Origin of the sequence: Streptomyces sp. NPDC096013, assembly GCF_044763565.1 — a bacterium.
In the GTDB taxonomy this organism is placed as follows: Bacteria; Actinomycetota; Actinomycetes; order Streptomycetales; family Streptomycetaceae; genus Streptomyces.
Genome location: NZ_JBIWGK010000011.1, coordinates 247,926 through 273,800, shown reverse-complemented (window position 1 = coordinate 273,800; position 25,875 = coordinate 247,926). Strand labels below are relative to the sequence as shown.

Below are 25,875 nucleotides of genomic sequence, written 5' to 3'. Positions count from 1 at the left end.
TTTCCGGTGGGGAAGGAACCTCCTTCCCCTAGACACCGTCCTAGAGGGCGCAATGTCGCCGGATGCCCGAATCGGGCCCGGATCCAAGGTCTCTCGCAGAACTATGGGATGCGATGTCTGTCAGGATAGATGGGGAAATGTCGGTTGAGGTTCCTAGCCGAACAAGCCGGGTCCGGCGCATAGTCCGTGGTCCGCGCCCCGAGGTCGTTCCCACGCTCGTCGCCAGGGCCTGTGCCCTCGTCGGCCTGCTGGACATCGCCGCAGGGGTGTTCCCGCGCTTCCGGCACAGCCGGATGCACACCATGGCGGAGGTGCTGCCGGGCGCGCTCGGCCCCTTCGCGGCGGCGCTCTCGCTCAGCGCCGGTGTGCTGTTGCTGCTGCTCGCGCACGGGCTCAGGCGGCGCAAGCGCCGCGCCTGGCGGGCCGCCGTCGCGCTGCTCCCGGCGGGTGCCGTGGCGCAGTTCGCCTACCGGCACTCCCTTATAGGAGTCGTCATCTCGGCCGCGCTGCTCGCCCCGCTGCTGATGCACCGGGACGAGTTCCGGGCACTGCCCGACCCGCGCAGCCGCTGGCGTGCGCTCGCCAACTTCGTGCTCATGGGCGCCGGTTCCCTCGTCCTCGGACTGGTCATCGTCAGCGTCCACTCCAAGCGCATGGTCGGCGACCCGAGCCTGGCCGACCGCATCACCCACGTCCTGTACGGCCTGTTCGGCTTCGAGGGACCCGTCGACTACGAGGGCAGCACCTCCTGGACGGTGGCCTTCTCCCTGGGCGCCCTGGGACTGCTCACGGCCGTGACGACGATCTACCTCGCGTTCCGGCCCGAACACCCGGCCGCGCGGCTCACCCCGGAGGACGAGACGCATCTGCGTGCCCTCCTGGAGAAGCACGGCCGCCGCGACTCGCTCGGCCACTTCGCGCTCCGGCGCGACAAGGCCGTCGTCTTCTCGCCCAGCGGCAAGGCGGCGGTGACGTACCGCGTCGTCTCCGGGGTGATGCTCGCCAGCGGTGACCCCATCGGCGACGTGGAGGCCTGGCCGGGCGCCATCGAGCGGTTCATGGACGAGGCGAAGGCCCACTCCTGGACGCCCGCCGTCATGGGCTGCTCGGAGACGGGCGGCGAGGTGTGGACCCGTGAGACCGGACTCGACGCCCTCGAACTGGGTGACGAGGCGGTGGTCGACGTGGCGGATTTCTCGCTCGCCGGGCGCGCGATGCGCAACGTACGCCAAATGGTGAAGCGCATCGAGCGGGCCGGCTACGAAACCCGGGTACGGCGTGTACGTGACCTCGGCGAGGGCGAGTTGGAGCGCATCCGGCTCGCCGCGGAGGCCTGGCGGGGCACCGACACCGAGCGCGGTTTCTCCATGGCGCTCGGCCGCATCGGCGACCCGGCCGACGGCGACTGCTTCATCGCGACCGCCCACAAGGCGGACGAACAGCCGGGCGAGTACGGCGACTTGAAGGCGATCCTGCACTTCGTGCCCTGGGGCACCGACGGCATGTCGCTCGACCTGATGCGCCGTGACCGCGCGGCCGACCCGGGGATGAACGAACTGCTGATCGTCGCCTCCCTCCAGGCGGCGCCGAAACTCGGCATCACGCGCGTGTCGCTCAACTTCGCGATGTTCCGGGCGGCGCTCGCGCGGGGCGAGAAGATCGGCGCGGGCCCGGTGCTGCGCGCCTGGCGCGGACTGCTGGTCTTCCTGTCCCGCTGGTTCCAGATCGAGTCCCTGTACAAGTTCAACGCGAAGTTCCAGCCCCGCTGGGAACCCCGGTTCGTCGTCTACCGCGCCTCCGGCGACCTCCCCCGCATCGGCTTCGCCGCGATGCAGGCCGAGGGCTTCGTCAACCTCGCCCTCCCGCTTCCGCGCTTCCTGCGCCGCCGTACGGCCGCGGCCCCGGCATGCGCCCACGGGCTGGCGGAACGGGATGTCCGGGCGGCCTGAACGACCGGCCCGGCCCGAGCGGGCACCCCGCCTCCCCCCGGGCGGGCCCGCCCGGGCCTGGTCCAGCGGCCCGCGGTCCCCCGCCGGACCAGGCCGCTTCCACCCGGCCCGCAGGGCCGTGCGCCCTCCCTCTGGGCCTACGCTGGCCGTATGAGCAAGCAGAGCGGACGCGGGCGCGTCACGGGCCTTCCGGAGTGGGACCGGTGCGCGGTCATGGGAGTCGTGAACGTCACCCCGGACTCCTTCTCCGACGGCGGCCGCTTCTTCGACACCACGGCGGCCGTCAAGCGCGGCCTCCACCTGGTCACCGAGGGCGCCGACCTGGTCGACGTCGGCGGCGAGTCCACCCGCCCGGGCGCCGCCCGCGTGGACGAGGCCGAGGAACTCAAGCGCGTCATCCCCGTGGTGCGCGGCCTCGCCTCCGAGGGCGTCACCGTCTCCGTCGACACCATGCGCGCCTCGGTCGCCGAGCAGGCCCTCGCCGCGGGCGCCGTCCTGGTCAACGACGTCAGCGGCGGTCTCGCCGACCCCGCGATGATCCCGGTCGTCGCCGCCTCGGGCGCCCCCTTCGTCGTCATGCACTGGCGCGGCTTCCTGGAGGGCGGCAACGTCAAGGGGGTCTACGACGACGTCGTCACCGAGGTCGTCGACGAACTGCACGCACGCGTGGAGGCCGTTCTGGCCGGCGGTGTCACCCCCGACCGGATCGTCGTCGACCCGGGACTCGGCTTCTCCAAGGACGCCGAGCACGACCTCGTCCTCCTGGCCCACCTCGACCGCCTGCTCGCCCTCGGCCACCCCCTCCTGGTCGCCGCCTCCCGCAAACGCTTCCTCGGCCGCGTCCTCGCCGGCCCCGAGGGCGCGCCCCCGCCCGCACGCGAGCGCGACGCCGCCACGGCCGCCGTCTCCGCGCTCGCGGCGCACGCCGGCGCATGGGCGGTGCGCGTCCACGAGGTCCGCGCCACCGCCGACGCGGTACGGGTCGCACGCGCCGTCGAAGGAGCGCGCGCCCCCGGCGCCCACCCGGCCCCGCACACCAACTCCGAGGCCGCCCGGTGACCGCCCCGCACACCGACGTCGAGCAGGTGGAACTCGCCAACACCGCGTTCTACGAGACCCTCGAACGCGGCGACTTCGACGAGCTGTCCTCCCTCTGGCTCACCCCGGCCGACCTCGGCGTCGACGAGGAGTACCACGACCCGGCGGACAGCGGCGTGATCTCCTGCGTGCACCCAGGCTGGCCGGTGCTGACCGGGCGCGGCGAGGTCCTCCGGTCGTACGCGCTGATCATGGCGAACACCGAGTACATCCAGTTCTTCCTGACCGACGTGCATGTCTCGGTGACCGGCGACACCGCGCTGGTGACCTGCACGGAGAACATCCTCAGCGGCGGACCGTCCCCCGACGACAGCGACGAACTGGGCCCCCTGGTGGGCCAGCTCGTGGTCGCCACGAACGTGTTCCGGCGCACACCCGACGGCTGGAAACTGTGGTCGCACCACGCGTCCCCGGTTATGGCCGAAAACAACGAGGACGAGGACGAGGACACCCCCACCTGAGTGGGTAGGCGCCCCTTCTGAAGACCCGCCGGGACCCCGACCGGGTTTGTCCGAGCGCATCGGAAACCCGTCGGGACCAAGAAGTGGTTGGAATCACGAACGTGCGGGTAGGGGCGGCTACCGACCCATGAGCCACCGGGTTCCCCAGGGGAAACGCTCGATGAACCCTCTGGCCCCGGACAGTGCCCCCGCCCCCGCGGCCCGGCATTGTCAGTGCCCGCAGGTAGATTCGTTCGAGGCCGGAGTACCGCCCGCACACGGTACGAACCGGCCACCACCGACGATTGCAGGAGTGATTCGCGTGGACCGTGTCGCGCTGAGCGGCCTGAAGGCCCGCGGGCACCACGGCGTGTTCCCGAAGGAGCGCGAAGAGGGCCAGACCTTCATCGTGGACCTCGTCCTGGGCCTGGACACCCGGCCGGCCGCCGCCGACGACGACCTGGCGAAGACCGTGCACTACGGCATCGTGGCCGAGGAGGTCGTGGCCGTCGTCCAGGGCGAGCCCGTCAACCTCATCGAGACCCTCGCCGAGCGCATCGCGCAGACCTGCCTGAAGCACGAAGGGGTCGAGGAGGTCGAGGTCCGCGTCCACAAGCCGGACGCCCCGATCACCGTCCCCTTCGACGACGTGACCGTCACCATCACCCGGAGCCGAGTATGACCTTCTCGTTCACCGAGGGTCACAGCGACCCGACCGTCCAGCCGGTGCCCGCCTCCGTGGTGCAGCAGGTGGACGCCGCCGACACCACGCTCAGCAACCCGATGCGCGCCGTGATCTCCATCGGCGCGAACCTGGGCAACCGCCTGGAGACCCTCCAGGGCGCCATCGACGCCCTGGAGGACACCCCCGGCGTCCGCATCAAGGCCGTGTCACCCGTCTACGAGACGGTCCCGTGGGGCGTCGATCCCGACAGCCAGCCGTCGTACTTCAACGCGGTCGTCGTCCTCAAGACCACCCTGCCCCCGTCCTCCCTGCTGGAGCGGGCGCACGCGGTCGAGGAGGCCTTCCACCGGGTCCGCGAGGAGCACTGGGGCGCGCGCACGATCGACGTCGACATCGTCGCGTACGCCGACGTCGTCTCGGACGACCCGGTCCTGACGCTCCCCCACCCGCGCGCCCACGAGCGGGCCTTCGTGCTCGCGCCGTGGCACGACGTGGAGCCCGAGGCGCAGTTGCCGGGACGCGGTGCGGTCGCCGCCCTCCTCGACGCCGTCACCCGTGAGGGCGTCGCGCCCCGCAAGGATCTGGAACTCCGGCTGCCCGAGTAGTCGTTAAGGTCGAGACGACCACTACGCCCGGACAGGGCACGGGGAGCTGAAGGGACACCGTGAGAGAGCTGCGGATCAGGGTGCTGGCCGGCGTGTTCGTGATCGCCGGAGTGCTGTCCTGGGCGGGGGCCCGGCTGTGGAGCGCCGTGGGCACCCTGCCGAGCGTGCCACTGGCCGCCCCCATCGTCCTCGCCGTGATCGCCGTGGTCCTGCTGGCCACGGCGCTCTCCCTGCGCGCCCGCCTCAAGGCGCAGCGAGAGCGCCGCCCCGGCGCCAAGGGCGTCGACCCCCTGATGGCCGCCCGCGCGGTCGTCTTCGGCCAGGCCAGTGCCCTGGTGGCCGCCCTCGTCGCCGGCATGTACGGCGGCACGGGCGCCTACCTCCTGGAGTCCCTCGACATCCCGGCCCGCCGCGACCAGGCCATCTACGCCGGCTTCTCGGTGGTGGCGGGCATCGCGGTCATAGCGGCGGCCATCTTCCTGGAGCGCATCTGCAAGCTCCCGGAGGACGACGACAACAACGCGGCAGGAGCGACGCCCGTCACCTGATGGGACAGCGCCCCTCGCTTGAGCGCCCCGAAAGGGGCGCGGGGAACCGCCCGCCCAGCCCCCACCGGGCCCGCACCCACACGACGAACCGCTCCGCCCTGGCCGGCGAAGCGACGCGTCAACGAGCCATGATCAGGCTCATCGCCTCGTTACGCGTGGCCGGGTCCCGCAACTGCCCCCGCACGGCGGACGTGATGGTCTTGGCCCCCGGCTTCCGCACCCCGCGCATCGACATGCACATGTGCTCGCACTCGACCACGACGATCACCCCGCGCGGCTCCAGGATCGACATCAGCGAGTCGGCGACCTGCGTGGTCAACCGCTCCTGCACCTGAGGCCGCCGAGCGTAGACATCGACCAGCCGGGCCAGCTTCGACAACCCCGTGATCTTCCCGTCGGCCGACGGGATGTACCCGACATGCGCCACCCCGACGAATGGCACCAGGTGGTGTTCACACGAGCTGAGCACCTCGATGTCCTTCACCAGGACCATCTCGTCGTGCCCCAGATCGAACGTCGTCGTCAGCACGTCCTCGGGCCGCTGCCACAACCCCGCGAATATCTCCTTGTACGCGCGCGCCACCCGCGCCGGCGTCTCCCTGAGCCCCTCACGCTCCGGGTCCTCACCAACCGCGATCAACAGCTCGCGTACGGCGTTCTCGGCGCGCTTCTCGTCGAAGACGCCGATCGATCCCTCGCCGTCCAGCGTCACGGGGTCGGTCATGTCTGCCTCGTTCCTGTGCGGGTCACGCGTGTGCGGGACACACGCCTCAGTTGCGGGCAAATGGAAAAGCCGCGCCCCCCAGGCTAAATCCCGGGGGGCGCGGCATCCATTTCAGGCCGTGTGAGACGCGCTTCAGTTGTCGGGGCGGTCCTCCGGGGCCTTCTCCAGCGTGGGAGAGGACTCGGTGGTCGCACCGGCGGTGATCGCGGGTCCCGCGCCGTTCGTCCCGTTCGTCAGTGACAGCTCCTTGGGGGAGAGCACCGGCGGGCGGGTGGACGGCGTACGGCGGGAGGAGCCGGTCCAGGAGGGACGGGCCGGACGCCGGACGATGGGAGCGAAGATCTCGGCGATCTGCTCCTTGTTCAGCGTCTCCTTCTCCAGCAGCTGGAGCACGAGCGCGTCGAGCACGTCACGGTTCTCGACCAGGATCTCCCAGGCCTCGTTGTGCGCGTTCTCGATGAGCTTCTTGACCTCTTCGTCGACGAGCGCGGCGACCTCTTCCGAGTAGTCGCGCGGGTGCGACATCTCTCGGCCCAGGAAGGGCTCGGTGTTGTCGCCGCCGAACTTGATCGCGCCGAGGCGCTCGGTCATGCCGTACTGCGTGACCATCGCGCGGGCCGTCGCGGTGGCCTTCTCGATGTCGTTCGCGGCGCCCGTGGTCGGGTCGTGGAAGACCAGTTCCTCGGCCGCGCGGCCACCCAGCATGTAGGCCAGCTGGTCGAGCATCTCGTTGCGCGTGGTCGAGTACTTGTCCTCTTCCGGCAGGACCATCGTGTAGCCCAGAGCACGGCCTCGGGAGAGGATCGTGATCTTGTGCACCGGGTCGGAGTTGGGGGAAGCCGCCGCGACCAGGGCGTGTCCGCCCTCGTGGTACGCGGTGATCTTCTTCTCCTTGTCCGACATGATCCGGGTCCGCTTCTGCGGGCCCGCGACCACACGGTCGATCGCCTCGTCCAGCATGGCGTTGTCGATCAGCTTGCGGTTGCCTCGGGCGGTGAGCAGGGCGGCCTCGTTGAGGACGTTGCTCAGGTCCGCGCCGGTGAAGCCCGGCGTACGGCGCGCGACGGCCGACAGATCGACGTCCGGAGCGACCGGCTTGCCCTTCTGGTGGACCTTGAGGATCTCCAGACGGCCCTGCATGTCCGGGCGGTCGACCGCGATCTGGCGGTCGAAGCGGCCGGGGCGCAGGAGGGCCGGGTCGAGGATGTCGGGCCGGTTCGTCGCGGCGATGAGGATCACGCCGCCCTTGACGTCGAAGCCGTCCATCTCCACGAGCAGCTGATTCAGCGTCTGCTCGCGCTCGTCGTGACCACCGCCGAGGCCGGCGCCGCGATGGCGGCCGACCGCGTCGATCTCGTCGACGAAGACGATCGCCGGGGCGTTCGCCTTGGCCTGCTCGAAGAGGTCACGGACTCGGGAGGCACCGACACCGACGAACATCTCGACGAAGTCGGAACCGGAGATCGAGTAGAAGGGCACCCCGGCCTCGCCCGCGACGGCGCGCGCCAGCAGGGTCTTGCCGGTGCCGGGGGGGCCGTACAGGAGTACGCCCTTGGGGATCTTGGCGCCGACGGCCTGGAACTTCGCCGGCTCCTGGAGGAACTCCTTGATCTCGTGCAGTTCCTCGACGGCCTCGTCGGAGCCCGCGACGTCCGCGAACGTCGTCTTCGGGGTGTCCTTGGTGATGAGCTTGGCCTTGGACTTCCCGAAGTTCATGACTCGGGAGCCGCCGCCCTGCATCTGGTTCATCAGGAACAGGAAGACGACCACGATGAGGACGAAGGGGAGCAGCGACAACAGGATCCCGACGAAAGCGTTCTGCTTCGTCGGCGACACCGTGTAGCCGTCCGGAATCTGCTTGTCCTGGTACTTGGTCTGCAGCGTGGCCGCGAGGTTCACGCCTTGGTCGCCGATGTAGCTCGCCTGGATCTTCGAGCTGCCCTCGACCTTTACGCCGTCCTTGAGCGTGGCCTTGACGGTCTGCTCGTCACCGGTGGTGATCTTGGCCGACTGGACCTTGTTGTCATTGATCGCCTGGACGATCTGGCCGGTGTCCACCGTCTTGTAGCCGCCGGACGAGCCGACGACCTGCATCAACACGACCACGGCAAGGACGGCCAGCACGATCCACATGACCGGCCCACGGAAGTATCGCTTCACGTCCATCCATACGGAGCGAATTCGCTCCGTCCCTCCTGCCATAGTGAGTTTGATAAAGACAGTTCTTCTGACGGTACCCCAGCATGGTGGGCCAAAGCCGCACAGGACCGCTGGGAGACGCGTCTGCATGCTCCAACGGCGCGAAACCCGCTGGGGTTCCCGATCGTCTTACCGGGCTTGGGCCGAGTGGCTCTAACCGCCGTAGACGTGCGGCGCGAGCGTACCGACGAACGGGAGGTTGCGGTACTTCTCGGCGTAGTCGAGGCCGTAGCCGACGACGAACTCGTTCGGGATGTCGAAGCCGACCCACTCCACGTCGATGGCGACCTTGGCCGCCTCCGGCTTGCGGAGCAGGGTGCAGATCTTCAGCGAGTCGGGCTCGCGCGAGCCGAGGTTGGAGATCAGCCAGGACAGCGTCAGCCCGGAGTCGATGATGTCCTCGACGATGAGGACGTGCTTGCCCTTGATGTCGGTGTCGAGGTCCTTGAGGATCCGCACCACACCGGAGGACTGGGTGCCCGCGCCGTACGACGACACGGCCATCCAGTCCATGGTGACGGGGGTGGACAGCGCCCGGGCGAGGTCCGCCATGACCATCACCGCGCCCTTGAGGACGCCGACGATCAGCAGGTCCTTGCCCGCGTACTCCGCGTCGATCTTCGCGGCGAGCTCCACGAGCTTCGCGTCGATCTCTTCCTTGGTGATGAGCACCGACTGGAGGTCGTCACCCATGTCTTTCGCGTCCACCCGCATCACTTTCGGTCGTCCAACCGGCCACTACCTGGCCCCGCCCCCGGAGGCCCGGAGGGGGTGTCGATTCAGCCTTGCCGAATCACCAGTCTGCCACCCTGGCGCCGGGCGACGACTTTGCCCGGGAGATTGATGGCTCCCTGGCCGCGCCAGCCGGTGATCAGGCGGTCGACTTCCTCGATGTGACGGGCGAACAGCGAACCGGCCGGGGCACCGGCCTGGATGGCCGCCCGGCGCAGCACGCGGCGGCGCACGGCGGGCGGCAGGGCGTAGAGCTTGGCGCACTCCAGGAGCCCGGTGGCGTCGCGTACGGAGGCCTCTGCCTGGCTGGCCCAGGTGTCGAGGGCGTCGGCGTCGTCCCGGGACAGCTGCGCCGTGCGGGCGAGTGCTTCCACGACCCCTTTGCCGAGCGCCTTCTCCAGGGCGGGGAGGCCTTCGTGGCGGAGCCGGGAACGTGTGTACGCCGGGTCGGTGTTGTGCGGGTCGTCCCAGACGGGCAGCGACTGGACCATGCAGGCCTTGCGGGCGGTCTGCCGGTCGAGCTGGAGGAAGGGGCGGCGGTAACGGCCGTCGGCCCCCGAGACCGCGGCCATCCCGGACAGGGAGCGGATGCCGGAGCCGCGGGCCAGGCCCAGCAGGACGGTTTCGGCCTGGTCGTCGCGGGTGTGGCCGAGCAGGACGGCGGCGGCGCCGTGCCGGGCGGCGCAGGCGTCGAGGGCGGCGTAACGGGCGTCCCGGGCTGCTGCCTCGGGGCCGCCCTCGCGGCCCACGGTCACGCTGGTGGCCTCGACGGGGTCCAGGCCCAGCTCGCGCAGGCGCAGGACGACCTCGTCGGCGCGCAGGTCGGAGCCGGCCTGGAGGCCGTGGTCGACGGTGATGCCGCCGGCCCTGATGCCCAGCTTGGGGGCCTCGAAGGCGAGGGCGGAGGCGAGGGCCATGGAGTCGGCGCCGCCGGAGCATGCGACGAGCACGAGCGGCGAGGGCGGGCGCTCGTGCGAGGGGTGCCGGGAGGCGCCGGCGGTCTGGAGGGCCTCGTGGTCGGTGAGGATGTCGTGGAGTACGCGGCGGACCGCCAGGCGTATCGCCGCGACCGCAGGATGGGGACCCATGTCCGGTTCCCTTCATGAAGTTTTCGGGGGGTTGGCCCGAGATTCGGTCACTCAGAGTGTGTAGATGGTGACAGAACCGGGGCGTTCCCCGAGCATTGCACGCCTACCCATCGCTCACGGTCCCTCGGACGGGTGATTGCAGGGGCGTTCGCCTGCCGTAGGCCGGATTCGTTTCACCCCGCCCACGGCACGTTCACGACTCGGCCTTGCGATGCACCCGCGCGACCCAGTCCGCCGGTTTGGCGATCTCCGACTTGGTCGGCAGCGTGTTCGGGGAGGTCCACACACGGTTGAAGCCGTCCATGCCGACCTGGTCGACGACCGCGCGGACGAACCGCTCGCCGTCCCGGTACTGCCGCAGCTTGGCGTCGAGGCCCAGCAGCTTGCGCAGCGCCGAGTCCAGTCGCGAGGCGCCCTTCGCGCGACGCTGCTGGAACTTCTCGCGGATCTCCGCGACGCTCGGCACGACGTCGGGACCGACGCCGTCCATCACGAAGTCGGCATGCCCCTCCAGGAGGGACATCACGGCGGTGAGGCGGCCGAGGATCTCCCGCTGCGCGGGCGTCTGCACGATCTCCACCAGGGAGCGGCCATCGCTGTCGTCCTCCTCGCCCTCGGGCCGGCCCCCGGCCAGCGACTGGGCGGCCTCCCGGATGCGCTCCAGGACCGTCATGGGGTCGACCTCGGTCTCCCCCAAGAACGACTGGATCTCGCCCTCCAGGTGGTCACGCAACCAGGGCACCGCCGTGAACTGCGTGCGGTGCGTCTCCTCGTGCAGACACACCCACAGGCGGAAGTCGTGGGGCTGTACGTCGAGTTCGCGCTCCACGTGCACGATGTTCGGCGCGACCAGCAGCAGCCGGCCGCCCTTCGCCCCCGCCGGCAGCTCGCGGGAGGCCGGGGCGAACGTCTCGTACTGCCCGAGCACGCGCGAGGACAGGAACGACAGCAGCATGCCCAGCTCCACGCCGGTCACCTTGCCGCCGACCGCGCCGAAGACGGCGCCCCCGGGGGTGTTGCCGCGCCGCTCCTGCATCTTGTCGAGGAGCGGCTTGAGGACCTCCCGGAACCCGGCGACGTTCGCCCGCACCCAGCCGGGGCGGTCGACGACCAGGATCGGGGTGTCATGGATGTCGTCCGTGCCCATCCGGGTGAAGCCCCGGACGTGCTGCTCCGAGGCCTTCGCATGCCGGCGCAGCTCCGCGACGACGGCCCGGGCCTCGTCGCGGCTCACCTCGGGGCCCGGCCGCACGAGTCGGGTCGCGGTCGCCACCGCGAGATTCCAGTCGACCATCTCGGCACCACCGATGCTCGTCATGCGTCAACCGTACGTGGTCGCTCCCGCTTGGGGCAGGCCGCGAGCGTCGGTCAGGTGAGCGTCGGCCGCGGCGGCGCCCGGCGTCGGCGGCCGTGCCCACCCGTTCCACCTCGCGGAACGCCTGCCCACAGCGGTTCGTACGGCAGTTGTGGGCCGTCCGGGGTCTAACTGCAGCCGCAGGCCGCCAGTGCGGTTGCCGTGTGGTCCAGGGCCGCCTGGGCCTCCAGGGTGTTCGTGGTGTCGGAGGCCATGAAGGCGAAGGCGAGGAGTTGGCCGTCCTTGTCGACGACCGTGCCCGCCAGGGTGTTGACGCCCGTGAGGGTGCCGGTCTTGGCGCGGACCACGCCCGCGGCGCCCGTGGCGTCGGTGTAGCGGGTCGTCAGGGTGCCGGTGAAGGCCGCGACGGGGAGTCCGGTGAGGACCGGGCGGAGTTCCGGGTGGGCCGGGTCGCCGGCCTTGACCAGGAGGGCGGTCAGGAGGTCGGCGGTGAGGCGGTCGTCGCGGTTGAGGCCGCTGCCGTCGTTGAACGCGGCGCCCTTGAGCGGGAGGTGAAGTTTCGTCAGCTGGGCGGCGATCGCGGCGGCACCGCCGTGGAAGTCGGCCTGCTTGCCCGTGGCCACGGCGGTCTGGCGGGCCAGGGCCTCCGCGATGTCGTTGTCGCTGTTGGTCAGCATCCGCTCGACGATGTCGGAGAGCGGCGGCGAGGTGACCGTGGCGAGGGTGTCGGCGCGTCCGGTCGCCTTGGAGGGACCCGGGGACGTCGTCGTGATGCCGTGCTTCTTCAGGAAGCCCGCGAATGTCCCGGCCGCGTCCGCCGCCGGGTCCGGCACGCGCAGCACCTGCCCGCTGGACGAGTCGTCCGTGCGGCCCTCGTCGGCCATCAGGGCGCTGACCGGGGCGAGGTTGTCGTTGACCCCGATCGGGTGGAGTTCGGGCCCGGCGTACAGGGTCGTGTCGTACGACAGCGTCACGTCGGTCATGCCGCGCTTCTTCAGGGCCGCCGCCGTCTTGTCGGCGAGGGTGCGCAGGCTGGCCCAGCCTTCGGCGTCCTGGTGGGCCGTCAGGGTCGGGTCGCCGCCGCCGACCAGGACGAGTTCCTTGGTGTCGGGTTCCAGGGCGGCGCGGGTGGTGAGGCGGTGGTCGGGGCCCATCGCGGAGAGGGCGGCCACCGCGGTGGCGATCTTCGTCGTCGAGGCCGGGGTCAACGCGTCGTCGGCGCCGACACCGTAGAGGCGCTTTCCGGTGGAGACGTCCACCACGGCGGCCGTGTGGCGGGTGCCGAGCGCCGCGTCGCCCAGGAGGGGCGTGAGGACGTCCGAGAGGGCCGTGCCGGTCGGGGCCGACTTCACGGCGTTCGCGGAACCGCCGAGGCCGACCAGGACGGACGCCGCGCTCGGGGCGGGGCGGGGCGCCTTGGCGGACGTATCGGAATTACGGCCGTGATCTACGCCACCTGACTGTTCGAGTGCGACGGCGCGGTCCCGCTCGGCCGTACGCTGACCCGAGGAGTCCCAGGGACCCGCGGCGGTCACCACGACCGCCGTCAGCGCCATTCCGGCGGTGGCGGCGACGGCGGTGAACTGCCAGGTCCTGTCGGGCCGCGGCACCTTAGCGACCTGCGGTGACATGGATGCGACGAGTCGGGCGACCTTCGGCGACACGGCTTGAGTGAGCCGCGCGACCCGCGGTCGTACGGCTTGATCGAGCCGTGTGACCTGCGGTTTCACGGACTTCGCGGCCCGTTCCAGACGGGGCCGGACGGCTCTCGCGATCCGCGCCGCCTGCGGTCTCGCGGCCCGCCAAGGCCTCAGCTCCGGCACGACCACCAGCCCCTTTCGCGATCACACACCTGCGTGAGGGACACTTAACCACCAGAACTATGTGCTGATCATGGAGGAGCCACCGGTGGAGTTCGACGTCACGATCGAGATCCCGAAGGGTTCGCGGAACAAGTACGAGGTGGACCACGAGACCGGTCGGATCCGCCTGGACCGTCGACTCTTCACCTCGACCAGTTACCCGGCCGACTACGGCTTTGTCGAGAACACGCTCGGCGAGGACGGTGACCCGCTGGACGCGCTGGTCATCCTGGAGGAGCCGACTTTCCCCGGCTGCCTCATCAAGTGCCGTGCGATCGGCATGTTCCGGATGACCGACGAGGCCGGCGGCGACGACAAGCTGCTGTGCGTCCCGGCGTCCGACCCGCGTGTGGAGCACCTGCGTGACATCCACCACGTGTCGGAGTTCGACCGCCTGGAGATCCAGCACTTCTTCGAGGTCTACAAGGACCTGGAGCCCGGCAAGTCGGTCGAGGGCGCCAACTGGGTGGGCCGTACGGACGCCGAGGCGGAGATCGAGCGCTCCTACAAGCGACTCAAGGAGCAGGGCGGCCACTGAGCCCCCTGCGCACTGACGGGCCGCACGCGCACGCGTGCGGCCCGTTTCCATGCCTGTGCGCATACTGAAGATCACCGAAGTGTCGTACAGGGAGTGCCGCGGAGTGACGGAAGCCGAGGACCGAAAGCCGCAGTCCGACGAGGCCAGGAGCGCCTTCACCGCTCCGGCGGGCGTCGAGGCGGCACCCGTGTCGATCGACGGCGAGTCTTCTACGACGTCCGAGTTCGCCGTGCCGAGCGGGCTCGGCGTGACGCCCGCGCCGGCCGTCGAGGACTCCGAGGGCTCGGCGTTCAGCCCGCCCAGTCTCTACAGCGCGCGCAAGGCGCCGCCCGCCTTCACTCCCCCGACCGGGATTCCCGCCGTCAGCCTCACCAAGGACGTGCCCTGGCAGGACCGGATGCGCACGATGCTGCGCATGCCGGTGGCCGAGCGGCCCGCGCCGGAGCCGGTGCAGAAGCCGGACGACAGCGGCCCCGCCGTGCCCCGTGTGCTCGATCTGACGCTCCGCATCGGGGAGTTGCTGCTCGCGGGCGGCGAGGGCGCCGAGGACGTCGAGGCGGCGATGTTCGCGGTTTGCCGCTCCTACGGCCTCGACCGCTGCGAGCCGACCGTCACGTTCACCTTGTTGTCGATCTCCTATCAGCCCTCCCTGGTGGACGATCCGGTGACCGCGTCCCGGACCGTGCGCCGCCGGGGCACCGACTACACACGGCTCGCGGCCGTGTTCCGGCTGGTCCAGGACCTCAGCGATCCGGAAACGGCACTCTCCTTGGAGGACGCCTACCGGCGGCTCGCGGAGATGCGGCGCAACCGGCACCCGTACCCCGGCTGGGTGCTGACCTCCGCCAGCGGGCTGCTCGCCGGTGCCGCCTCCGTGCTCGTCGGCGGTGACATCATCGTGTTCTTCGCCGCCGCGCTCGGCGCGATGCTGGGAGACCGGCTGGCATGGCTGTGCGCGGGGCGCGGGCTGCCGGAGTTCTACCAGTTCACGGTCGCCGCGATGCCGCCCGCCGCGATAGGGGTCGCGCTGACGGTCGCGGAGGTCGATGTGAAGGCCTCCGCGGTCATCACCGGTGGGCTGTTCGCCCTGCTGCCCGGGCGGGCGCTGGTGGCGGGCGTGCAGGACGGCCTGACGGGTTTTTACATCACCGCGGCGGCGCGGCTCCTGGAGGTCATGTACTTCTTCGTCGGCATCGTGGCCGGCGTCCTGATCGTCCTGTACTTCGGCGTGAAGCTCGGCGCGCAGCTCAACCCGGACGCGGCCCTCGGCAACTCCCACCGCCCCCTGTGGCAGATCGCCGCGTCCGTGCTGCTGTCGCTGACCTTCGCCGTACTGCTCCAGCAGGAACGATCCACCGTGCTCCTGGTGTCCCTCAACGGAGGCGTCGCCTGGTCCGTGTACGGGGCGATGCACTACGTCGCCAAGATCTCGCCGGTCGCCTCCACGGCCGTCGCGGCGGGGCTGGTCGGGCTGTTCGGGCAGTTGCTGTCGCGGTACCGGTTCGCGTCGGCGTTGCCCTACACGACCGCGGCGATCGGGCCTCTGCTCCCTGGCTCCGCCACGTACTTCGGGCTGTTGGCGACCGCGCAGAACGAGGTCGACCGGGGGTTGGTGTCACTGGCCACGGCGGCTTCTCTTGCCATGGCCATCGCCATCGGGGTCAACCTGGGGTCGGAGATCTCGCGGTTGTTCCTACGGCTGCCGGGCGCTTCCAGCGGGGCCCGGCGGGCGGCCAAGCGGACCCGGGGTTTCTGAGCGCTCGGCGGCTCGGGGGCTTGGCTTTTCGGGGCGGGTGCAGGTCCGTGGTGGCGTGTCGCGCAGTTCCCCGCGCCCCTTGGGGGCGCGCTGCTAGGACTGGGGATAGCCGCCGTTCTGGGAGTAGCCCTGGCCCTGGTTGTCGTACGGGGGGTACTGCTGGTTGCCGTACTGCTGGTTGCCGTACTGCTCGTTGCCGTAGGGCTGTTGCTGGTACGGCTGTTGCTGGGGCTGGGCGTAGTACTGGTCGTAGCCGCTGTTCTGGTCGTAGCCGTTGTTGTGCTGGGGCTGGGGCTGCTGCTGAGGCTGGGGCTGCTGCTGCGGCCTGTCCACGCGGCGGAGCTGGGTCGTCGAGTCGTCCATGATCACGGGGAAGGGCTGGGTCGCCGCCGGGTCGCCGGGGTGCTCCTGGGGGGCCACGGGGTTCTTCCTGGCCTTGGAGCGGGCGCGGAGGAACTCGATGATGATCGGGACCACGGAGACCAGGACGATCAGGATCAGGATCGCTTCGATGTTCTTGTGGACGAAGTCGATGTTGCCGAGCCAGGAGCCGAGCAGCGTGACGCCCGCGCCCCACAGGACGCCGCCGATGACGTTGTACGTGATGAAGGAGCGGTACTTCATGCCGCTGACGCCGGCGATGATCGGCGTGAAGGTGCGCACGATCGGCACGAAGCGGGCCAGGACCAGGGACTTGGGGCCGTACTTCTCGAAGAACTCGTGCGCCTTGACCACGTTCTCCTGCTTGAAGAGGCGTGAGTCCGGGCGGCTGAAGAGCGAGGGGCCGACCTTCTTGCCGAAGAGGTAGCCCGCCTGGTCGCCGAGGACCGCGGCGACGCAGATCAGCGCGATGGCCGCCCACAGCGGGAAGTCGAGGGTGCCCGCGGTGATCAGCAGGCCGCAGGTGAACAGCAGGGAGTCACCCGGCAGGAAGAACCCGATGAGCAGGCCGGACTCCGCGAAGACCACGAGCAGGAGGCCCCAGATCCCGAACCGGTCGAGCATGGTGTTCGGGTCGAGCCAGCTCGGGCCGAGGGCGAGCGTCATCACGGTTCCGGGCTCCTGAGGGGTGGAGGGAGGTGCGTCGGCGTCCAGGTGCAGCCGCACAAAGCTATCAACGCGATGTGTCCGTCCCAGGTTCCACCGGTGACTCCAGGATGCACTGTGCATCCCGTAGGACAAAGCTGTGAGCCATGGGTATCGAAGAGTACGGCGGCGGCCAGGGGCCGCAGGCCGATGTGCTGGTCGTGACGACGAACGACGTCCCGGGGTACCGGGTCGAGCAGGTGATCGGTGAGGTGTTCGGGCTGACCGTCCGTTCACGGCACCTCGGGAGCCAGATCGGCGCCGGTCTGAAGTCGATGGTCGGCGGTGAGCTGAAGGGGCTCACCAAGACCCTCGTGCAGACCCGCAACCAGGCCATGGAGCGGCTGATCGAGCAGGCACGCGCGCGTGGCGCCAACGGCGTCCTGGCGTTCCGCTTCGACGTGACCGAGGCCGCGGACGTGGGCACCGAGGTGTGCGCCTACGGGACGGCAGTGGTCCTGGCCCGGGAGTAAGGGCGTACCCCCGGGCCGGGCCTCTAGGAGGTGTGCCGGGACGCGTTCGCCAGGATCGCGTCCTTCAGGTGCTCGGCCAGGTCCGGGGCCATCGCGTCGTAGAACGCCTTGAAGCGCTCGTCGGAGACGTACATCCCGGCGAGGCAGGTGTGCATCTCGTAAGAACACGGATAGAACCAGCGGTCGATGTGCAGGCGGTGTTCCTCGGCGAGGTCCATCGCCGCGTCGGCGGTGGGGGGTTCGCCCGCGGTCACCAGGGTGGCGTAGCGCTCGCTCCAGGCGTCGACCTCGGCCTGGAGGCGTTTCCAGTCGGCCTTCGTGTAGCGGGCGGCCCGGCGCTGGGACTCGGCGTAGGCCTCGGTGCCGCCCCAGCGCTGTTCGGCCTCTTCGGCGTACTGTTCGGGGTCCTTGTCGCCGAAGACCTCGAAGCGTTCCTCGGGGGTGAGGTTGATGCCCATCGTGCGTGCCTCCATGGCGTGTTCCACGGCCTCGGCCATCTTCTGGAGCTTCTCGATCCGGGCGGTCAGCAGCTCGTGCTGGCGGCGCAGGTGAGCGCGCGGGTCCGTCTCCGGGTCGTCGAGCAGGGCCGCGACCTCGTCGAGCGGGAAGCCGAGCTCCCGGTAGAACAGGATCTGCTGCAACCGGTCGAGGTCGACGTCGGTGTAGCGCCGGTGACCCGCGTGGCTGCGCTCGCTCGGGACGAGCAGGCCGATGTCGTCGTAGTGGTGCAGCGTGCGCACGGTGACCCCGGCGAATCCGGCGACCTGTCCTACGGAGTAGCTCACTTCCGCTCCTTCCTCTGTCCGCGCTCCACGGTGGGACCTCACGCCACGTGAGGTGCAAGCCCATAAGCCTCGCGGCGCACGGAACTGCCTCCTTCAGGATGTTCTTCAAGATGTTGGGTCCGTTTTGCCCGCTTATGGTGAGCGCGTGGCCCAGCACAGCGCGCAAGAGGCACCCGCAGCCCCGACGACCCCGGCGCGCACTCTGCTGCCGATGATCATCCCCGCACTCGTCGTGGGCGTGGGCGCGAGTCTGCTCTTCATCGGGGTGAGCGAGGCGGCCGAGCAGCTCCAGCACGTCCTCTGGAAGAACCTGCCCGATGCCCTGGGCATCGGCCGCTACTCCGTCCTGTGGATGCTCATCATGCTGACGGCCACCGGCATCGCGGTCGGGCTGGTGGTGTGGAAAGTGCCCGGGCACGCCGGCCCCGACCCGGCGACCACCGGCCTGGAGCCTGTGGCGCTGCCCCCGGGAGTGCTGCCGGGACTCGTCCTGGCGACCGCGCTGATGCTCGCGGGCGGCCCGAGCCTCGGCCCGGAGAACCCGATCATCGCCGTGAACGTGGCTCTCGCGCTGTGGCTGGGGCGCAGGCTGGCACCGCGGCTGCCGGGCGGGGTGTGGGGGGTGCTGGCCGAGTCGGCGACGATCGGGGCGCTGTTCGGGACGCCGGTCGCGGCGGCGCTGCTCATCTCGGAGGCGCTGGCCGCGCGGCAGACCAGGGGCGCGCTGTGGGACAACGTGTTCGCACCGCTCGCCGCCGCCGCGGCCGGCGCGTTGACGACCACCCTGGTGGCCCATCCGACCTTCGACCTGCATCTGCCCGCGTTCGGCAGGCCCGGCTGGGGCGACCTCCTGACGGTCCTGGTGCTGGCGCCGCTGGCAGCCGCGCTCGGCATGGCGGCCGTCTACCTCTTCCCGTACGTCCACGGCGCCTTCTCACGGCTCAAGCACCCCATGCTGACGCTTCCGATCGGTGGACTGGTCCTGGGCCTTCTGGCGGCGCTGGGCGGCCATCTGACGCTCTTCAAGGGGCTGGACGAGGTCGGGGAGCTCGCGGCCGATCCCGAGGGCTGGTCGGCGGGCCAGTTCGCGACGATGACCGTCGTGAAACTGGCGGCGATGCTGGTCGCCGCGTCCTGCGGCTTCCGGGGCGGCCGGATCTTCCCCTCCGTCTTCATCGGCGTCGCGTTCGGCCTGTTCGCCCACGCGGTCGTGCCCGCGGTCCATCCGGCGCTCGGGGTCGCGGCGGGCGTCCTGGGCGTGCTCCTCGCGATCACCCGCCAGGGCTGGGTGAGCCTCTTCACGGCCGCGATCCTGGTCGCCTCCCCCGCGATCCTCGCCCTGCTGTGCATCGCCTCGCTGCCGGCCTGGCTCCTGGTGACCGGGAGACCGCAGATGCAGTTGCGCGCGGACGGAACTCCGGTTCGCTAGTACCCGTTGGTTCTTTTGATCCTTATCGGAGGCAAGCCCATGCCGTTGCACGAAGGTCCCGACCCGTCCACCGAGCGCCCCCTTTCCGTGAACCCCTTCTACGGAGAGGCCAATCCGGTCGGCGGCATGTCCGAGGCCCCGCCCAAGCACCGGCTTGCGGACGCCCCGCTGCCCCCGATGACGGCGGCCCAGCTCGTGCAGGACGAGCTGATGCTGGACGGCAACTCCCGCCTGAACCTGGCGACTTTCGTCACCACCTGGATGGAGCCGGAAGCCGGCGTCCTGATGGCGGAGTGCCGCGACAAGAACATGATCGACAAGGACGAGTACCCCCGCACGGCCGAGCTGGAAAGACGCTGCGTGGCCATGCTCGCGGACTTGTGGAACGCACCGGACCCCTCATCGGCCGTGGGGTGTTCGACCACGGGCTCCAGCGAGGCCTGCATGCTCGCCGGCATGGCCCTGAAGCGCCGCTGGACGCAGCGCAACAAGGACCGCTATCCAGCCGCCCGCCCGAACCTGGTGATGGGGGTCAACGTCCAGGTCTGCTGGGAGAAGTTCTGCAACTTCTGGGAGGTCGAGGCACGCCAGGTCCCCATGGAGGGCGACCGCTTCCACCTCGACCCCCAGGCCGCAGCCGAGCTGTGCGACGAGAACACGATCGGCGTCGTCGGCATCCTGGGCTCCACCTTCGACGGCTCCTACGAACCGATCGCCGACCTGTGCGCCGCCCTGGACGCCCTCCAGGAGCGCACGGGCCTCGACATCCCGGTCCACGTGGACGGCGCGTCCGGCGCCATGGTCGCCCCCTTCCTGGACCCGGACCTCATCTGGGACTTCCGCCTCCCGCGCGTGGCCTCGATCAACACCTCGGGCCACAAGTACGGCCTGGTCTACCCAGGCGTCGGCTGGGCCCTGTGGCGCGACAAGGAGGCCCTCCCCGAGGAACTCGTCTTCCGCGTCAACTACTTGGGCGGCGACATGCCCACGTTCGCCCTCAACTTCTCCCGCCCCGGCGCCCAAGTAGTGGCCCAGTACTACACGTTCCTCCGCCTGGGCCGAGAGGGCTACCGCGCGGTCCAGCAGTCCACCCGGGACGTGGCCCGCGGCCTGGCAGACCGCATCGAGGCCCTCGGCGACTTCACCCTCCTCACCCGGGGCGACGAGTTGCCGGTCTTCGCCTTCACCACGGCCCCCGGCGTGGAGAACTACAACGCCTTCGACATCTCCCGCCGCCTCAGAGAACACGGCTGGCTGGTCCCCGCCTACACCTTCCCGGCCAACCGCGAAGACCTCTCCGTCCTCCGCATCGTCTGCCGCAACGGCTTCTCAGCAGACCTGGCCGAACTCTTCCTGGACGACCTGACCCGCCTCCTCCCCGAACTACGCAGCCAACCCCACCCCTTCACCCAGGACGAGCAAGCAGCAACAGGCTTCCACCACTAACTCACAGCGGCCAAGCGGGTCGTACCCCCTCCCCAAGGGAGCCCAGTGGGTCGTATCCCCATCCCACGAACGGCAGGTACGACCCGCGGCCCGCGCACGGCGAGAAGGCGACGTGTCGGGGGGTGTCCGCCCGCAGCGGTCGGCGCTCACACAGCCGCACTCTCAAGAAACGCCCCCGCGCCGACCCGAGGACGGAGACCCCCCGGCGCGGCGCCGACCCACAACGCACCGCAGGCAACCCACAACGCACCGCGGGCAAACCACAACGAGAACCGAGGCCCCCACTGGTCGACCCCGACCCGCGAGGTCAGCCCCCGGTCGCGCCCCGCTCCTTCATGACCAGCTCATAGGCGGTGGCGCCGTCGATGGACTCACGGATGATGTCGGCATGACCGGCGTGCCGGGCGGTCTCGCGGATCAGGTGCAGACAGAGCCAGCGCACGGAGACCCGCCCCTCCGGCGGAAACCAGGGTTCGCTCGGAACCGGGAAGGTGTCGTCGAGGCTGGGCACCGAGCGGACGTAGGCCTCGGTCTCGGCGACGACCTTGTCCCAGTACGCGAGCCGGCCCTCGACGGTCTCGCCGTCGACCAGCCGGAACGACTCGTGCCAGTTGCTCTGGTCGCGCTGGACCGCCGGCGGCTCCTGCTTCGCCCGCGCGATCCAGCCCTGCTCGACGTCGGCGACATGCTTGAGCAACCCGGAGAGGGAGAGCCCGCTCGCGCTCGGCGTGCTCGCGGCCTGTTCCTCGGTCAGCCCGAGCAACGCCCTGCGGATACCGCCCCGCTGGTCCTCGATGAACGTGAGCAGCGACCCGCGCTCGTCGCCCTGTGCGTCCGCGGGTACGTGCGTGACCATGGCCTTCACCTTTCGCCGGTGCCGGCAGGAAGCCTGTCACCCTGCCCGACACCGATGAAGCTACGGGCCATCGAGGTCAGTTTCTGTCCTCAATGGCCCGGGCTACGGCGTCGTAAAGAGATCGGCTGTCCAGAAAGACCGACCGCTCAGGGGATCAACGCTCAGGGGATCATCGCTCGCGCGATCAGAACGGGAACCCGCTCCGACCGTGCTGCACGGAGATCCACTTCAGGCTGGTGAAGGCCTCCAGCATCGACTCGCCGTTGAGGCGCCCCACGCCGGAGGCCTTCTCGCCGCCGAAGGGAACGATCGGCTCGTCGTGGACGGTGCCGTCGTTGACGTGGAACATGCCCGTGTCGATCTGCTTGGCGAAGTTCACACCGCGCTCGATGTCACCGGTGTGGACCGCACCGCTCAGGCCGTACGGCGTGTCGTTGACGATGGCCACCGCCTCCTCCTCGCCGTCGAACGGGATGAGGAAGGCGACCGGGCCGAAGACCTCCTGGCGGAGCAGGTCCGAGCCGGCCGGGACGTCGGTGAGGACCGAGGGGGCGACCAGGTTGTCGGTGGTCGTGCCGTGCACCAGGGCCGTCGCGCCCTCCGCGATCGCCTGCTCGACGACCCCCGAAAGGGCGTCCGCCTGCGAGGAGTTGATGACCGGTCCGATCACCGTCTGCGGGTCGCTCGGGTCGCCGACCTTGAGGGACTTGACCTTGGCGACGAACTTCTCGGTGAACTCGTCCCGGATCGACCGGTCGACGAGGACACGGTTCGCGGCCATGCAGACCTGGCCCTGGTGGACGTAGCGGCTGAAGACCGCCGCGTCGACGGCGTAGTCGATGTCGGCGTCGTCGAGGACCACGATGGCGCTGTTGCCGCCGAGTTCGAGCACCGTGCGCTTGAACTGCGCGGCGCAGACGGTCGCGACGTGGCGGCCGACCTTGTCGGAGCCGGTGAAGGAGATGACCTTCGGGATCGGGTGCTCGATGAACGCGTCGCCGATCTCCGCGATGTCGGTGATGACGACGTTCAGGAGGCCGCCCGGCAGGCCCGCGTCCTCGAAGATCTTCGCGACCAGGGAACCGCCGACGATCGGGGTGTTCTGGTGCGGCTTGAGGACCACGCCGTTGCCCAACGCCAGTGCGGGGGCAACCGACTTGAGGGAGAGGAGGAAGGGGAAGTTGAAGGGGCTGATCACGCCGACGACGCCCACCGGGACGCTGTAGACGCGGTTCTCCTTGCCGTCGACCGGCGAGGGGATGATCCGGCCCTGGGGGCGCAGCGCGAGGTGGATCGCCTCGCGCAGGAACTCCTTGGCGAGGTGCAGTTCGAAGCCGGCCTTCAGGTGCGTGCCGCCGAGTTCGGCGATGATCACCTCGGCGATCTCCTGCTCGCGCTCCTCGATGAGCCGCAGGGCCTTCTCGAACACGGCACGCCGGGCATAGGGGTTGGTCGCGCCCCACGTCTTCTGCGCGCGGGCGGCGGCACGGTATGCCTCGTCGACCTCGTCGACCGTGGCTATCGTGATCGACGCGAGCTTCTCGCCGTCGTACGGGTTGAAGTCGATGATGTCCCAGGAGCCGGTGCCCGGGCGCCACTCACCGTCGATGTACTGCTGAGCCAGGTCGGTGAAGTAGGACGACATGTGATCCCTCAATCGCTCAATCGTCAGCAGACACGATCAGTTGCAGACACGATCAACAGCAGACCGGGCTATCCCCCACGATCATCACGGTCTGATCACACGTCATCGTACTTGTGTTTCAAGAGAGTTGGAGCAGTCCCCGGAGAAGATCCCGGCTCTCGTCCGGGCCCGGACTGTCCTGCTGGAGCTCCTTCAGCGCCTTCTCGTACTGGGAGACGTCCTCGGCCTTGTCGAGGTACAGCGCACTGGTGAGCTGCTCCAGATACACGACGTCGGAGAGGTCCGACTCGGGGAACGACAGGATCGTGAAGGCGCCGGACTCACCGGCGTGGCCACCGAAGCCGAACGGCATCACCTGAAGGCGGACGTTCGCGTGCTCGGAGACCTCGATCAGATGCTGCAACTGCCCGCGCATCACCTCGCGATCGCCGTAGGGGCGGCGCAGGGCGGCCTCGTCCAGGACGATGTGGAAGTCCGGGGCGTTCTCGTTCACCAGGTACTTCTGCCGCTCGAGGCGCAGCGCCACCCGCCGCTCCACGTCGGCCTCGCTGGCGCCCTTCATGCCGCGCCGGACGACCGCGCGGGCGTACTCCTCCGTCTGTAGCAGCCCGTGCACGAACTGGACCTCGTAGACGCGGATGAGGGAGGCGGCGCCTTCCAGGCCCACATAGGTGGGGAACCAACTGGGCAGGACGTCGGAGTAGCTGTGCCACCAGCCCGCTACGTTGGCCTCCTTCGCGAGGGAGAGGAGTGAGATGCGCTCCGCCTCGTCCGTGATGCCGTACAACGTCAACAGGTCCTCGACATCCCGCGTCTTGAAGCTCACTCGCCCCAGCTCCATGCGACTGATCTTGGATTCGGAAGCGCGGATCGAGTACCCCGCGGCCTCGCGAGTGATCCCACGTGCTTCCCGCAGTCGCCTGAGTTGCGAGCCGAGCAGCATCCGCCGCACCACCGATCCGGGCTCTCCCGCGCTCACGTTCGCCAGCCTCCCCAACCGTCTTCAGGGGCCGCAGTCTGCCACTAAAACACTTCGAGCAGTACTCGTTCGATTACAGATATGGAAAGAAGAGGCGGCTGTCCACAGGAAGTCGTCAGCAAGTTGTCAGGAAGAAGCAAGCCAGGAGCCCGAGAACGGCGTGAAGTTGGCGGAAAAAATGGCCAACAAGCGGTACGGGAGGGTCCAATTCGGTCAGCTGCACGTGCATCTGCCCTTGCATCTGCTGTACGCATCCGAAACCATGGTCTCGCGCCACCGCTGCATCGCAACGACCGCGAATTCCGGGAGTGCCTCGCATGGGGACGAATGGATCGACCATGCTCGAGCCGTTACGGCAGGGCCTTCCGCCGCTGGACCCCTCGGCCGTGTCCAGTGCCGCGTCGTGTGCTCTGCCCGCCCGCTACGAAGCGGTGCGCGAGGCACGGCAGTTCACCCGCCGCACCCTCGACCAGTGGGACATCGGCGACCGCTTCGACGACGTCTGTCTGGTCGTCTCCGAGTTGGTCACCAACGCCCTGCGGCATGCGCTGCCCGCCAACACCCCGCGCGTCCCGGAGCAGAACCCGCCCGTGCGGCTGCACCTGATGCGGTGGACCGAGCGGCTCGTGTGCGCCGTGCGCGACCCCAGTCACGACAGTCCCGTCGCCCGCGACTCGGACGACTTCTCGGCGGAGTCGGGCCGCGGTCTGTTCCTCGTCGACTCGTTCGCCGACGGCTGGGGCTGGCACCCGCTGGCGGGCACGCTCAGCGGCAAGGTGGTCTGGGCGCTGTTCCGGCTCCAGGCCGAGCCGGCCCAGAACAACGCGTGAGGAACCGCGGCTCTTTTTGGGGTCGCGGTTCTACGCGCGTTGCCGTGGTCTTGGCGGGTCGGCGCGCTATCCCGCGATCAGGTGGTCGAACTCGCCGTCCTTGATGCCGAGCAGCATCGCCTCGATCTCGGCACGGGTGTAGACGAGCGCCGGGCCGTCGGGGAAGCGCGAGTTGCGCACCGCGACGTCGCCGCCGGGCAGTCGCGCGAACTCCACGCAGGAACCCTGCGAGTTGCTGTGCCGGCTCTTCTGCCAGGCCACTCCGTCCAGCTGCGTGGCAGCCATGCCGTTGTACACGTCGAACCCCAAGTACACGCTGTCAACGCGGTGGTCCACAGGTCGCTCCCGGTTGTGCACTGGCTGGTGTGGCCATTGATGCAGTGGTCAACTGTTCCGGATCATAGCCCTGTTCATGTGCAGATGCATGGGCAGATGCACGTGCACGCGGGGTGGTCCTCCGGTTACAGCTTTGACGACCGCTTTACCGTTGCCGTTCCAGCGTCTGCCCAGGAGTGGGCAGGGCATGTACGGGGGAAGACGCGTACGGGGGCCTTCGTGTTCCCTCCGAACGCCTATCGGATCGAGTACGGCAACAATGCCATCTCCCGCGCGTTCTTGATCGCAATTGCCAACTGTCGCTGCTGCCGGGCGGATACGCCGGTGACCCGACGGCTGCGGATCTTGCCGCGGTCGGAGACGAACGCCCGCAGCAGGGCGGTGTCCTTGTAGTCGATGTACGTCACGCCGGCCGCGTCCAGGGGATTGCGGCGGGACTTGGCGGGGCGGCGCTCGGGCTTGCGGGGCACG

At 69.6% G+C, this 25,875-nt stretch carries 25 protein-coding genes; 12 read left to right on the top strand and 13 right to left on the bottom strand.

All coding sequences use genetic code 11. The features are described 5' to 3' along the window. Nucleotides 1-137: 137 nt before the first annotated feature. From ACIRB1_RS32720 to ACIRB1_RS32695, 6 genes are all read left to right on the top strand, one after another. On the top strand, nucleotides 138-1,949 hold the full coding sequence (locus ACIRB1_RS32720) for a phosphatidylglycerol lysyltransferase domain-containing protein (RefSeq protein WP_352184039.1): 1,812 nt from the start codon (nucleotides 138-140) through the stop codon (nucleotides 1,947-1,949). A gap of 150 nt (nucleotides 1,950-2,099) precedes the next feature. Then, a complete protein-coding gene (gene folP / locus ACIRB1_RS32715; protein ID WP_352184038.1) occupies nucleotides 2,100-3,008 on the top strand; it encodes a dihydropteroate synthase in 909 nt (302 codons plus the stop codon). Beyond that, the gene (locus ACIRB1_RS32710) at nucleotides 3,005-3,508 is read left to right on the top strand and encodes a nuclear transport factor 2 family protein (protein ID WP_352184037.1); all 504 of its coding nucleotides are present in this window, start codon (nucleotides 3,005-3,007) and stop codon (nucleotides 3,506-3,508) included. The genes folP and ACIRB1_RS32710 overlap by 4 nt, the downstream gene beginning before the upstream one ends. Before the next feature lie 301 nt (nucleotides 3,509-3,809). Next, the gene (gene folB / locus ACIRB1_RS32705) at nucleotides 3,810-4,169 is read left to right on the top strand and encodes a dihydroneopterin aldolase (protein ID WP_033286136.1); all 360 of its coding nucleotides are present in this window, start codon (nucleotides 3,810-3,812) and stop codon (nucleotides 4,167-4,169) included. Next, nucleotides 4,166-4,777: a 2-amino-4-hydroxy-6-hydroxymethyldihydropteridine diphosphokinase gene (gene folK, locus ACIRB1_RS32700; protein ID WP_403467920.1), complete on the top strand. Its 612-nt coding sequence runs from the start codon at nucleotides 4,166-4,168 to the stop codon at nucleotides 4,775-4,777. Before folB ends, folK begins: the two co-directional genes overlap by 4 nt. Nucleotides 4,778-4,836: 59 nt before the next feature. Next, a complete protein-coding gene (locus tag ACIRB1_RS32695; protein WP_352113363.1) occupies nucleotides 4,837-5,325 on the top strand; it encodes a DUF3180 domain-containing protein in 489 nt (162 codons plus the stop codon). 118 nt (nucleotides 5,326-5,443) lie between these two features. Here the strand turns inward: ACIRB1_RS32695 and folE are convergent, their stop codons facing one another. The 6 genes from folE to dacB all read right to left on the bottom strand — a co-directional run bounded on the left by folE (nucleotide 5,444) and on the right by dacB (nucleotide 13,212). Continuing rightward, complete coding sequence (gene folE / locus ACIRB1_RS32690) at nucleotides 5,444-6,049, bottom strand: GTP cyclohydrolase I FolE (protein ID WP_352184035.1); 606 nt, start codon at nucleotides 6,047-6,049, stop codon at nucleotides 5,444-5,446. 132 nt (nucleotides 6,050-6,181) lie between these two features. Next, complete coding sequence (gene ftsH, locus ACIRB1_RS32685) at nucleotides 6,182-8,215, bottom strand: ATP-dependent zinc metalloprotease FtsH (RefSeq protein WP_352184034.1); 2,034 nt, start codon at nucleotides 8,213-8,215, stop codon at nucleotides 6,182-6,184. A gap of 186 nt (nucleotides 8,216-8,401) precedes the next feature. Further along, nucleotides 8,402-8,962, bottom strand: a complete 561-nt coding sequence (gene hpt, locus ACIRB1_RS32680; RefSeq protein ID WP_019064278.1) for a hypoxanthine phosphoribosyltransferase — start codon at nucleotides 8,960-8,962, stop codon at nucleotides 8,402-8,404. Nucleotides 8,963-9,027: 65 nt separating this feature from the next. After that, entirely contained in the window at nucleotides 9,028-10,068 is a 1,041-nt protein-coding gene (gene tilS / locus ACIRB1_RS32675) for a tRNA lysidine(34) synthetase TilS (protein ID WP_352184033.1), read from the bottom strand. Between the two features lie 193 nt (nucleotides 10,069-10,261). After that, nucleotides 10,262-11,386 carry a zinc-dependent metalloprotease gene (locus tag ACIRB1_RS32670; RefSeq protein ID WP_352184032.1) on the bottom strand — a complete coding sequence of 375 codons (1,125 nt, stop codon included), beginning with the start codon at nucleotides 11,384-11,386 and terminating at the stop codon, nucleotides 10,262-10,264. 164 nt (nucleotides 11,387-11,550) lie between these two features. Then, nucleotides 11,551-13,212: a D-alanyl-D-alanine carboxypeptidase/D-alanyl-D-alanine-endopeptidase gene (gene dacB, locus ACIRB1_RS32665; RefSeq protein ID WP_352184031.1), complete on the bottom strand. Its 1,662-nt coding sequence runs from the start codon at nucleotides 13,210-13,212 to the stop codon at nucleotides 11,551-11,553. Between the two features lie 79 nt (nucleotides 13,213-13,291). On the opposite strand from dacB, the gene ACIRB1_RS32660 reads away from it, so the two are divergent. After that, on the top strand, nucleotides 13,292-13,783 hold the full coding sequence (locus ACIRB1_RS32660) for an inorganic diphosphatase (RefSeq protein WP_019070224.1): 492 nt from the start codon (nucleotides 13,292-13,294) through the stop codon (nucleotides 13,781-13,783). 103 nt (nucleotides 13,784-13,886) lie between these two features. Next, a complete protein-coding gene (locus tag ACIRB1_RS32655) occupies nucleotides 13,887-15,539 on the top strand; it encodes a threonine/serine exporter family protein (RefSeq protein WP_352184030.1) in 1,653 nt (550 codons plus the stop codon). Nucleotides 15,540-15,632: 93 nt separating this feature from the next. Here the strand turns inward: ACIRB1_RS32655 and ACIRB1_RS32650 are convergent, their stop codons facing one another. Next, nucleotides 15,633-16,586: a DedA family protein gene (locus tag ACIRB1_RS32650; protein WP_403467950.1), complete on the bottom strand. Its 954-nt coding sequence runs from the start codon at nucleotides 16,584-16,586 to the stop codon at nucleotides 15,633-15,635. Nucleotides 16,587-16,732: 146 nt separating this feature from the next. Between ACIRB1_RS32650 and ACIRB1_RS32645 the strand changes: the two genes are divergently transcribed. Then, complete coding sequence (locus ACIRB1_RS32645; RefSeq protein ID WP_033286147.1) at nucleotides 16,733-17,098, top strand: YbjQ family protein; 366 nt, start codon at nucleotides 16,733-16,735, stop codon at nucleotides 17,096-17,098. Nucleotides 17,099-17,121: 23 nt separating this feature from the next. Here ACIRB1_RS32645 and ACIRB1_RS32640 read toward each other — a convergent pair whose 3' ends face one another. Then, the gene (locus ACIRB1_RS32640) at nucleotides 17,122-17,883 is read right to left on the bottom strand and encodes a MerR family transcriptional regulator (protein ID WP_352184028.1); all 762 of its coding nucleotides are present in this window, start codon (nucleotides 17,881-17,883) and stop codon (nucleotides 17,122-17,124) included. Nucleotides 17,884-18,028: 145 nt separating this feature from the next. On the opposite strand from ACIRB1_RS32640, the gene ACIRB1_RS32635 reads away from it, so the two are divergent. Continuing rightward, entirely contained in the window at nucleotides 18,029-19,312 is a 1,284-nt protein-coding gene (locus ACIRB1_RS32635; protein WP_403467919.1) for an ion channel protein, read from the top strand. A 39-nt stretch (nucleotides 19,313-19,351) separates the two neighbouring features. Continuing rightward, complete coding sequence (locus ACIRB1_RS32630; protein ID WP_403467918.1) at nucleotides 19,352-20,758, top strand: glutamate decarboxylase; 1,407 nt, start codon at nucleotides 19,352-19,354, stop codon at nucleotides 20,756-20,758. A gap of 307 nt (nucleotides 20,759-21,065) precedes the next feature. Here ACIRB1_RS32630 and ACIRB1_RS32625 read toward each other — a convergent pair whose 3' ends face one another. The 3 genes from ACIRB1_RS32625 to ACIRB1_RS32615 all read right to left on the bottom strand — a co-directional run bounded on the left by ACIRB1_RS32625 (nucleotide 21,066) and on the right by ACIRB1_RS32615 (nucleotide 24,202). Then, entirely contained in the window at nucleotides 21,066-21,614 is a 549-nt protein-coding gene (locus ACIRB1_RS32625) for a DinB family protein (protein ID WP_403467917.1), read from the bottom strand. 184 nt (nucleotides 21,615-21,798) lie between these two features. Beyond that, entirely contained in the window at nucleotides 21,799-23,259 is a 1,461-nt protein-coding gene (locus ACIRB1_RS32620) for an aldehyde dehydrogenase family protein (protein ID WP_403467916.1), read from the bottom strand. Between the two features lie 118 nt (nucleotides 23,260-23,377). Continuing rightward, entirely contained in the window at nucleotides 23,378-24,202 is an 825-nt protein-coding gene (locus tag ACIRB1_RS32615; RefSeq protein WP_352184089.1) for a helix-turn-helix transcriptional regulator, read from the bottom strand. Nucleotides 24,203-24,576: 374 nt separating this feature from the next. Between ACIRB1_RS32615 and ACIRB1_RS32610 the strand changes: the two genes are divergently transcribed. Then, nucleotides 24,577-25,068 carry an ATP-binding protein gene (locus ACIRB1_RS32610; protein ID WP_352184023.1) on the top strand — a complete coding sequence of 164 codons (492 nt, stop codon included), beginning with the start codon at nucleotides 24,577-24,579 and terminating at the stop codon, nucleotides 25,066-25,068. Between the two features lie 66 nt (nucleotides 25,069-25,134). Here the strand turns inward: ACIRB1_RS32610 and ACIRB1_RS32605 are convergent, their stop codons facing one another. Both ACIRB1_RS32605 and rpsR read right to left on the bottom strand, forming a co-directional pair. Next, nucleotides 25,135-25,353, bottom strand: a complete 219-nt coding sequence (locus ACIRB1_RS32605; protein ID WP_051105974.1) for a DUF397 domain-containing protein — start codon at nucleotides 25,351-25,353, stop codon at nucleotides 25,135-25,137. Nucleotides 25,354-25,640: 287 nt separating this feature from the next. After that, entirely contained in the window at nucleotides 25,641-25,874 is a 234-nt protein-coding gene (rpsR, locus tag ACIRB1_RS32600; protein ID WP_329554331.1) for a 30S ribosomal protein S18, read from the bottom strand. Nucleotide 25,875: the final 1 nt, after the last annotated feature.